A 9,052-nucleotide genomic window follows, 5' to 3' on the forward strand; every position below is an offset into this window, starting at 1 on the left:
GAAATTAGCTTTACCCATCGTAAGCTCCTTGCCTCTTTTTTAAGTCACAAGGTGTCTACAAATCTAGGGGCTATTCATACCAACACCAGACCATAAGCTGACGCGTAAGCCATCAGGCCAGAATCGAGCAGTCGGAAAACTTGAATTGGCAGTGTTTCCCGACCGCCGGAATAGACCAGAATGGAAGCTGATAATTCAGCCACCGTAGTTGTCCATGTCAGGATTGCAGCGGATGCAATGGCTGGCAGCATCATAGGAAGGACAACCTTGAAGAAGGATCGTACTGGTGGGACACCAAGGCTGATTGATGCTTCTTCAATCGAATTTGGAATGTTTTGCAATATAGCCTGTGAGTTGCGCATACCAAACGGCATCCGGCGGACAACATAAGCCAGAACGATGATCATTGCTGTGCCAGATAATGGTAACCAGCCGCCATGGAAAGTTGCCAGCAAGCCAACACCCAGAACTGTGCCAGACAAGGCAAGAGGGATAGCTGATATGTAATCAATGATCGGGGTGATCAGATTTGGCTTTTTAACTACCAGATAGCTGACTATGGCGCTGAAGATAATGGATATGAATGTAGCGGTTGCTGCGTAGGTGAGAGAATTGACGAGTGGCTGAGGAGCTGTGACAAAAACGCGGGCGATATTTGAAAATGTCCAGTTACCCCATTGCATCACCGGTCCACGTGAGGCGGTGAATGCACCCACGACGATTACACAAAGCGGCAGAAGTGATACGACAACGATAAACCCTGCGCTTATAGCGACCAGCAGCCCATTTAATCCACGCAAGGGTACTGGCTTTGCGCCGCGCCCCTGCACGATTTCGAAACGTCCGCGTGACACCACGAACCGGTTACAAAACAGCACCAGCATAACAATCAACACCGACACGCTGGCAAGTGTCGATTGCATGGTGATGTCACTCGCGCCTTCTGCGACTGCTGCTTGATAGGTGACGACCGAAAGTAATGGCAGTCGGTGGCTCAAGATCATGGAGATTGCAAAGTTTCCGACGACCATTGTGAAAACAAGCAGGGCTGAGGCGAGCACGGTCGGCAGAATTACCGGCAACATGACGCGCAAGCGGGATTTTGCCGGGCTTGTTCCCAGTGATTGGGCAGCCTCTTCGAGTTGCACGTCGAACTTCCCAATTGCAGCGACAACGCCGATGTAGATGTAGGTATAATAGATGAAACTCATGGAGACGATGAGGCCGAACCAGCCATAGAAGCTTGGTAAGATGATACCGTAGCCCTTAATAAATCTCGTTACTAAACCATTATTACCTAGCATCATGAGCCAGGTTTGGGCTGCAATGACTTCAGGCAGCACCAGCGTAATCAATGGCAAAAGAGCGATGAGCCATTTGCCCGGAAAGCTATAGCGAGCTGTCACATATGCTAACGGAACACCAATTACGGTGCAGAATATTGTGACGACCGAGGCAAGTATCAGCGTGTTCTGTATCGCGGCGATATAGCGTGGATTTTCTATCAAGCGCATCCAGCCATTCGGGCCTTCGCCAATAAAACTGGCACTAAGGATGCTTATCAGCGGATACAGAATAAAGACACATAGCAACGCCAGAGCCAGTAGGCTCAACCAAAACCAGGGTGTTTGTAGTGATTTTTTCATGATGCAATCACCAGTGCCTGATCTGGATTGACCGTCACATGGACCTGATCACCTAGTGCAAAAGCATCATGGTTTTGGCCATGAAGTTCGGCAATGAGTTGCTTGTTGTCATGAATATCGAGACGATAACTTGTCTTGGTACCCAAATATTGACGGCTTCGGACTAGGCCTGAGATTACCTGTTGGTCTTCTGTGCGTGTAGCAGAAATGTGCAAATTTTCTGGGCGAAGGATGAGGATGCCGCGTTGGCCTGATTTGTCACTGCGATGATCGGCGGCGTTGATTACCTGTGTCCCAACCGAGACTGTAGCATAATCATTTTGCACAGATTGCACCTCTACCGGAATACAGTTAGCGGAGCCGACAAAGTCTGCAACATAGCTGGTACGCGGGGTCGTATAAATTTGCTTGGGCGTTCCAATTTGTTCAAGTGCACCACGGTTCATGACGCCGATGCGGTCTGACATAGCCAATGCTTCTTCTTGGTCATGTGTAACAAATACAGTGGTGATGTTATCTTCGCGCTGTAACTCGCAGATTGTCTCGCGGATTTGGATACGAAGCTTGGCATCCAAGTTTGACAGCGGTTCGTCCATCAAAAGAACCGCTGGCTTGATGACGAGAGCACGGGCGAGTGCCACACGCTGGCGCTGGCCACCTGACAATGCAGCCGGATGACGTTGCGCGAGATGGCTAAGGCCAACACGTTCAAGAGCCTGACCAATTTTAGCCTTGGCTCTCTCACCTTTTTCGCCGCGGGCGCTAAGGCCATAAGCAACATTCTGCTGAACCGTTTTATCAGGAAAAAGGGCGTAATCCTGAAAAACCATCCCGATGTTGCGTTTGTGCGGTGGCAGGTTGGTAACGTCTGTATCACCAAAACGGATTGAGCCGTTGGACGCGGCAACAAACCCGGCAATCGTGCGTAACAATGTTGTTTTGCCGCAGCCAGATGGTCCCAAAAGAGTAAAAAAGCAACCCTCAGGAATATCTAGCGACAATTGGGAGATGACGTTTTCTTCTCCATACGTCACATCAAGGGTTTGAATTTTAATGCCCATATTTGAGTTCCCATTTTTATTGTAATTAGAATTAGCCCCCAGAAGTACGGGTGCATTACGCAGCGGGTTCACTCTCTTTCAGGCTGGAAATGACTGCTTCCAGTGCCTCAGCGTGACAACGCTGGTCACCTGCGGCAAGAATGGTGCCGTTGCTCTCTAAAGTCAGTGGTTGGCCATTCCAGTCCGTAATTTTCCCACCTGCACCTTCGATAATCGGACGATAGGGAGCGAAGTCGTAAATCTGCTGCCCTGCGTCGATTGCGAGATCTGTGCGTCCTTCAGCAAGTCTCCCGTAGTTCAGGCACGCGCCGCCATACACACGATTGGCAGTTCGATGGCGCAATGCGTTGAGAGCAGGCAACTGATCCGATGACATGTAGTCTTGGTTAGAGTTGGTCATCAGAGCCGTTGCGAGGCGGGCACATGGACGGCATCGTACTGCTTGTCCATTGAGCTGGGTTGCTTGTCCAGCTGCACCTACCCATCGCGTATCGAGCACATGATTGTCGATCACGCCGACCTGCGGCACGCCATCAACTGCGAGCGCGATGAGTGTTCCCCAGACTGGAATGCCAATGATGAAGGGTGCTGTGCCGTCGATTGGATCAAGAACCCATACATGCGATGCCTGCGCATCAATGCTGCCTTCTTCTTCGCCAATGATGCCGTGATGAGGATAGCGTTTGCGAATTTCTGCACGCAGACGGTGTTCTATGGCGCGATCATATTTCGTCACCAAACTATGATCAGGCTTCACCTCGATGTTCGAAACCGCGTTCTCACTGGCTTTAAGCTCATCGGCTAATGTTGCGCGCGCCATGTCTGCTAATGTGGCTGCGAAACGAACAAAGTGATTCAGTTCTGACGTCGACATGCCATTTTCCTCAACTTCCTTTAAATAAAGCTAGCAAGAAATAAAAAATGTGGCAATAGTTGGCATATGTGTTTTTTTGTGTTTTTTGATGCGTCGAAGGAAACGAGCGGGTTAAATCATGTGGCAGGACGAACGTCATAAAAAAATTCAGGACTATCTAACGGCTTTTGGCCGTATCTCGATTGATCAGATTACTGAAGAAATAGGCGTTTCGCGTGAAACGATCCGTCGCGATCTCATGGAGCTTGAGCAAGCGGGAAAATTGAAACGCGTCCGGGGTGGTGCCGTACCGCTTGCCAAGGAAGACACTGACTTTCATGTACGCGTCAACCAACGACTACTCGAAAAGCAAGCCATTGCGATGGAAGCCCTTAATCTGCTTTCAAATGATATGACGGTATTTATTGATGCTGGCACTACCACGACGGTGATGGCGGAAGTGCTGTCCAATCATCATGGTCTTTCAGGGCTCAATATCCTGACCAATTCCATCGACGTTGCACGTTTGCTCTCAGGAAAGGAAAACGATTCTTACCATCGTTATAAGGTGCATTTGCTGTCCGGTGATGTGCGCCAAGACCCGCTCGAAACCTGGGGTGCATCAACCATTAATGACATAAATCGCTATCGTGCTGATGTAGCGTTGTTGGCACCTTGGGGCATTGATCCGGAGCGAGGCGCAATGAACCATTTCATCCACGGAGCTGAAATAGCGCGCGCTATGGTTCGTAACTCGGCAAAGACTATCATCCTTGCAGATCATTCCAAAATCAGCGCGCCGGCCCGTTCTGTTTTTTGTACAATCGACGAAATCTCACACCTCATTGTTGACAGAAAAGCACGGGATGCTCCTGATTTTCCCGCTCTTGTGAGATCTATAGCGAGTGTCATTGTGAGCAAGTAATTGGTTTCAGATTTTTTTCGCATAGTAATGATAATACGAAATCTTATTCTGTCGCATATGTGGAACGGCCGCAGTAGCAAGGTATTTCAGCGTTAATGTCCCTGTGACGGTGCAGTCATATGTCGGCCTGTTAAGGCAGCTTTATTGCCGCTGCCTACGATGACATTCACGATGCCAATTGCCTAATCAAATTTACGTACTCAAAGGTACATTGCGACAGACAGTCTGATTGATATCTGGATTTTGTCCTGTTGGTTCATCACGCTTGGATGTTCATCGTTGAATGATTTGAGGCTTTTGTGGCTGCGGATGGTTGGAGTTTCCGGCTCGGTTTGTGTGTTGATTTAAGCCGCTTTGGCTTTATGATGACATTTTGTTTGATCTTTTAACGCTTGAGCGGACTGGGATGTCTGTACCTGCTCACACACTCATGTAGTACACAGCACCTCACATATAGCGCCTCTCTATGGGCTTGTATGGAAATCACACATGTCAAGCTTGGCAAGCTGACATGTATAAGCAGGCCAGTCATGTATACTCACGGCATACATAGGCGATGTCCGCGCAGATCATTGTTCGAAATTCGGACGATGTGAGGTTGGTATGAAATCCGTAGGCGCGACTTCCTGAATAGGCATGACCTAAGGTTCAATAATTCTTTGAAGAGATTTGACGATCTGCAATTTGCCTACCTTGTTCTAAGTTTAGCGCAGTCTGTTGTGGTAATTCCCGATGTGCATTATTTCTATAGAATAGGTAGGCCAGGACAGGACGTGAGTTTCGACGATGAGCGTCTATACATACACTTCGAGATATTTCAGCATCTCCATCAAGTGATCGAGACACAGTATGATGGTGAGTTGTTGAATCACTTGCGCCCGATAGAAGAAGCCACTCATCGATGGGAAATTTCCTTGATACGTGAAGACTTCAAAGATTATTACCGAGAAATAATGCTTTCAGAAAAGAAGGTAATACAGATGAGCCAAGGGATTACTTCTTCAGCTTATTTGCGAGTATCTTAAATACACTGATAAAAGGCTTATCTGTTATTTTTTCGATAAGATTTTGGTATCGGATGTTTTCTGATTCTAAGAGGGCTAGCTTATTTTTGGTTTCACTAATTTGTAAAGATTGAGACCCATTGAGTTCCTTTGAGGCAGATAATTCTTCTAGAATTTTTTGAGTGTACTCTCGATGTGTTAGCTCGTTTTTTTTAAACTTCTCATTCTCATCTTTGAAGTAATTAAGGTCGGTTGTCGTCCTTGCTAACTGGCGCTCCAACTCTCCGATTTCGCCGCACACTTCGAGCTTGGTAGAATCGATGGATACTTTCTTAGTTTTGTTGATCTGGGATTCGTTTAAACAGCGTTTCATTCTCTCCGAAACCGCTAGAAAATCTGAACCGTCAATCCAGTATTCGGAAAGAAGATATCCTAGGTAAGCTGTGGATCTAATATCCGCCTCAGGGTGATTTTTGTTAAATGCCAGCTGAAGTTCTTCAGCGTCTTTTATGCGATGGCTGGCGGGATACCATTCGGAAAGTCCGCAAGCATAAACCGGTTTTCCATGAATGAGTGCCTCGAGACCAACTCCTGAATTTACAGTAATAACTGATGAACAATGTTCGATGAGATCGTGTATATTAGAATGGCTCGTATGAAAAAAGGGGTTTGTCGATGTGGCACTTTCGATGAATTCTGCTATCGCTTCACTATCGCAGTACGGGTGCCTTTTTACAACGACATGTATACCTTTTTCGAGCGAAAGCATTGATGCCGTCTTGAGAATAGTTAATGCATCTATATTGGCAAACTTAGCGACGGGATCGGATTGTACCTGAAGAGGAATGAATATATAGTTGTTAATTTCTTGATCAAATAAACTCGCTTGCGGATATTTGCTTAGTTTGTCAGATTGGAATCGTTCTTTGTAATATTTTATAACTATTTTTGCTTTTTCTGGATCATAAGAATACGCCTTCTCTTGCAGTTTTTTGTCGTTAGCGATCTCAGACCAACCGGAGTGTCCAGTCCGATCTACAGCGTACAAGGGTGGTATAGCAGCTTCTTTTAAGCGCCAAACCCCATGAACTTCTCCGACAGAGTGAAAGGAAAAAAGTACGCCATTTTTCGGAGGGGTTCTTTCAACGAAGTCAGTACCCCAAGGTACATCCTTTACGACAATTGAAGGGTGTAACTTTGAAAGTGCCCCCATAACATTGGTGAGGAAAATCCTATGCCGAACGCCGTCGACAGGGTTTAACATCCAGTCGGTAGGCAACTCAACGATGATCTGTGACTGTTCGTTTAGCAAAGTTACATTTCCCCTTTTATTGTTTTGAAAACCGATAAGATATTGTCGATAATTGTAGTATCGATTTAAAGAATTATCTAACAATTAGAGCGTGTGTCGGAAGCAAGGAAGCAATTGTGACAATTTTTCATAAACTGGTATCTCGTTTTCTTATCTCGCCTGAAAAGAAAAATGAAATTGGTTTTTGCACCGATCTCGACGATATTCTTCGTGACGATGGCAAAGTGACCTTGAAAATCGACGGTAATAAGATCACATTGGATTTGAGTAACCTTCACGAGCGTCGATACGCTGCATGTTTAAGTACCTCTCTTCGATACCCCCAATACGATATTGATAACTTGCTAATGGCAAAGTTTGTAAGGAAAGGAGATCGGATACTTGATGGTGGTGCCAATATCGGATTAACTGCGCTTCACTTCCTGCATTTTGGCGCATCTTTTGTTGAATGCGTAGAAGCTTTGCCATGGTTGGCTGAACGAATAAGAGAAATAGATGATATCAGAATATCGGTTACTGAAGCTGCACTAAGCAAACGTTCAGATGGCTTCGTTGATATAGCTATATCGAAAACTCACAATCAAGGCTCAACATACGATAGTTCGGTGATCGCAAAGTTCTCGCATATCTTTGGAGATGATATTAAGTTTTTAACTACTCCTACCATTACAATCGATAGTTTGACGAGTGGTCCTTTTGATATCTGGAAACTAGACGTTGAAGGTGCGGAAATTGACGTTGTAAATGGTGCACTGCAATCTCTTAAAGATTGTCCACCTAGGGTAATATTTACCGAGTTTTGGGATGAACGCGTACATAAGTTCGCCTCGGTTGTTTCTGCTTCGCATCCGGTGGCTTATAGAGCTGGAATAACAAAAGATAATTATCAGCTTGAGTTACTTGATATGAAAACTTTTGAGAAAAATTCCGAAGTGTTTTTCCCAATAAGCCCAACGTATGTCTTTCTACGGGAAGATTGTAAAGAAATATAAAACTAAGAATATCTGCATATCTCCTTTAAAGCACAGGGGCCGCACAAGCTGTATAAAGTAATCAGCATATTCCGTGTTTGCGGCAGACAGCGGCGGTCCGCATGCCGCTCTCCTGCTCTTTCAATACCCCGATGATCTGCTCATTCGTGAACCGTGAATGCTTCATTCTACCCGTCTCCTCAGAGTAATGGACTCTACCAATATTTGGAGAAAGTTCAGGAGTTCAGGTTACACGGACAACCATGATAATCGGCATGATCAATCTCGCCTACAACATCCGCCGGTACGTCTGGCACGAAAAGAAGAAGCTATTGCATGACGAGCTTCCTCCGGGCGGCGATGAGCCCGGAAAAACCTGCGTCATATCCTTAAATCCGAACGCTCAACGCGCCATAATTCAATATTCAACGCGGATTTGATCGGTATTTCGAGCCGCCCATGTGCATCAAGTCTTGAACCGCGTCGCCGATCTGGATGTCGTTCTCCCAACACATCATTGCGCACATGAGAAACCCAGCGGATCGCTGTCGCTGCCGATATTTCAAACCGGATACCGGCACGCCGTGGGGGCAGCCTTTCACTTACTGCATTCAAAAAACCATGATCGCAAATCAATACTTAACGCTCGTCCCATCAATTGTTTTCATCGCTGGAAACCTGGAATCAGACAGATCGCAGTTCGTTACTCCAGAAAAATTGAACTCAATAAGGTGTTTGATCTACTATTTGTGCACTCACAAATGTCAGATAACCTTTCCAGATTGTTCCAGTTGAATCGCTAATATGAAAATGTCTGGCGCTGTCACTTTTGTTCGATACATTGGGATCTTCTGCTACGACTTCTCCATGCCCGCGGTTGTAGAAGTTTGTATTAAATACGACACTTGGATAAAGCGTCATGCGCTGAGATCCATTTTCATTGGCAAATTTCAAACTGTCTATATCAGAAGTAATAGTCAAGCTATCAGGCATATTATAACTATTAATTGCCTCAATGACCAGAATACATGCGTACGGTGATCGTTGAGCTCCATTCATCCAGTTCTGATAGCTGACTTTTAATTTTGGTTTATTCTGAATTGGTGGGGGGGGCGGTGTTGACGCTGCGAAGTTGATGCGTGGATTACTGTCGTCGGCAGAATAAGCAACATGTTTGCCATCTAAGGTCATTAGCTCTGCTTGTACAGAGGTGGTTCGGGAAATCTGGACAGCGGAGATAAGTGGAATTTCTGCCTGACTTCGGCTTAGATGCCGAGAAC

8 protein-coding genes and 1 pseudogene are annotated in these 9,052 nt (G+C 46.0%); 3 read left to right on the forward strand and 6 right to left on the reverse strand.

Going from position 1 to position 9,052, the window contains the following annotated elements; genetic code table 11:
• Positions 1 to 74: 74 nt before the first annotated feature.
• The 3 genes from FHY56_RS17550 to FHY56_RS17560 are packed head-to-tail and all read right to left on the reverse strand — an operon-like array spanning position 75 to position 3,581.
• The gene (locus tag FHY56_RS17550; RefSeq protein ID WP_140906414.1) at positions 75 to 1,646 is read right to left on the reverse strand and encodes an ABC transporter permease; all 1,572 of its coding nucleotides are present in this window, start codon (positions 1,644 to 1,646) and stop codon (positions 75 to 77) included.
• Positions 1,643 to 2,707: an ABC transporter ATP-binding protein gene (locus FHY56_RS17555; RefSeq protein WP_140906415.1), complete on the reverse strand. Its 1,065-nt coding sequence runs from the start codon at positions 2,705 to 2,707 to the stop codon at positions 1,643 to 1,645. The genes FHY56_RS17550 and FHY56_RS17555 overlap by 4 nt, the downstream gene beginning before the upstream one ends.
• 55 nt (positions 2,708 to 2,762) lie before the next feature.
• Positions 2,763 to 3,581 (reverse strand): inositol monophosphatase family protein, encoded by an 819-nt coding sequence (locus FHY56_RS17560; RefSeq protein ID WP_140906416.1) that lies wholly within the window; start codon positions 3,579 to 3,581, stop codon positions 2,763 to 2,765.
• 118 nt (positions 3,582 to 3,699) lie between these two features.
• On the opposite strand from FHY56_RS17560, the gene FHY56_RS17565 reads away from it, so the two are divergent.
• Positions 3,700 to 4,485, forward strand: coding sequence for a DeoR/GlpR family DNA-binding transcription regulator (locus tag FHY56_RS17565; RefSeq protein WP_140906417.1), 786 nt, complete (start codon positions 3,700 to 3,702; stop codon positions 4,483 to 4,485).
• A gap of 993 nt (positions 4,486 to 5,478) precedes the next feature.
• On the opposite strand, the gene FHY56_RS17570 is transcribed toward FHY56_RS17565, so the two are convergent.
• Positions 5,479 to 6,801, reverse strand: coding sequence for a capsular polysaccharide export protein, LipB/KpsS family (locus tag FHY56_RS17570; RefSeq protein WP_140906418.1), 1,323 nt, complete (start codon positions 6,799 to 6,801; stop codon positions 5,479 to 5,481).
• A gap of 116 nt (positions 6,802 to 6,917) precedes the next feature.
• On the opposite strand from FHY56_RS17570, the gene FHY56_RS17575 reads away from it, so the two are divergent.
• Complete coding sequence (locus tag FHY56_RS17575; RefSeq protein ID WP_140906419.1) at positions 6,918 to 7,793, forward strand: FkbM family methyltransferase; 876 nt, start codon at positions 6,918 to 6,920, stop codon at positions 7,791 to 7,793.
• Positions 7,794 to 7,860: 67 nt separating this feature from the next.
• Here the strand turns inward: FHY56_RS17575 and FHY56_RS17580 are convergent.
• Positions 7,861 to 7,959: pseudogene (locus tag FHY56_RS17580) on the reverse strand (transposase); the annotation flags it as partial.
• A gap of 88 nt (positions 7,960 to 8,047) precedes the next feature.
• On the opposite strand from FHY56_RS17580, the gene FHY56_RS17850 reads away from it, so the two are divergent.
• Positions 8,048 to 8,212 carry a hypothetical protein gene (locus tag FHY56_RS17850; protein WP_158447791.1) on the forward strand — a complete coding sequence of 55 codons (165 nt, stop codon included), beginning with the start codon at positions 8,048 to 8,050 and terminating at the stop codon, positions 8,210 to 8,212.
• A 283-nt stretch (positions 8,213 to 8,495) separates the two neighbouring features.
• Here FHY56_RS17850 and FHY56_RS17855 read toward each other — a convergent pair.
• Positions 8,496 to 9,052, reverse strand: a 557-nt coding sequence (locus FHY56_RS17855; RefSeq protein ID WP_210240076.1) for a hypothetical protein, incomplete at its 5' end; no start/stop codon positions are given.

The sequence above is a fragment of the Brucella gallinifaecis genome, from assembly GCF_006476605.1.
GTDB lineage: Bacteria > Pseudomonadota > Alphaproteobacteria > Rhizobiales > Rhizobiaceae > Brucella > Brucella gallinifaecis.

Bases quoted from the DNA above. Each gene is read 5' to 3' on its own strand.
- FHY56_RS17550 (WP_140906414.1), bottom strand. From the start codon at position 1,646: ATGAAAAAATCACTACAAACACCCTGGTTTTGGTTGAGCCTACTGGCT.
- FHY56_RS17555 (WP_140906415.1), bottom strand. From the start codon at position 2,707: ATGGGCATTAAAATTCAAACCCTTGATGTGACGTATGGAGAAGAAAAC.
- FHY56_RS17560 (WP_140906416.1), bottom strand. From the start codon at position 3,581: ATGTCGACGTCAGAACTGAATCACTTTGTTCGTTTCGCAGCCACATTA.
- FHY56_RS17565 (WP_140906417.1), top strand. From the start codon at position 3,700: ATGTGGCAGGACGAACGTCATAAAAAAATTCAGGACTATCTAACGGCT.
- FHY56_RS17850 (WP_158447791.1), top strand. From the start codon at position 8,048: ATGATCAATCTCGCCTACAACATCCGCCGGTACGTCTGGCACGAAAAG.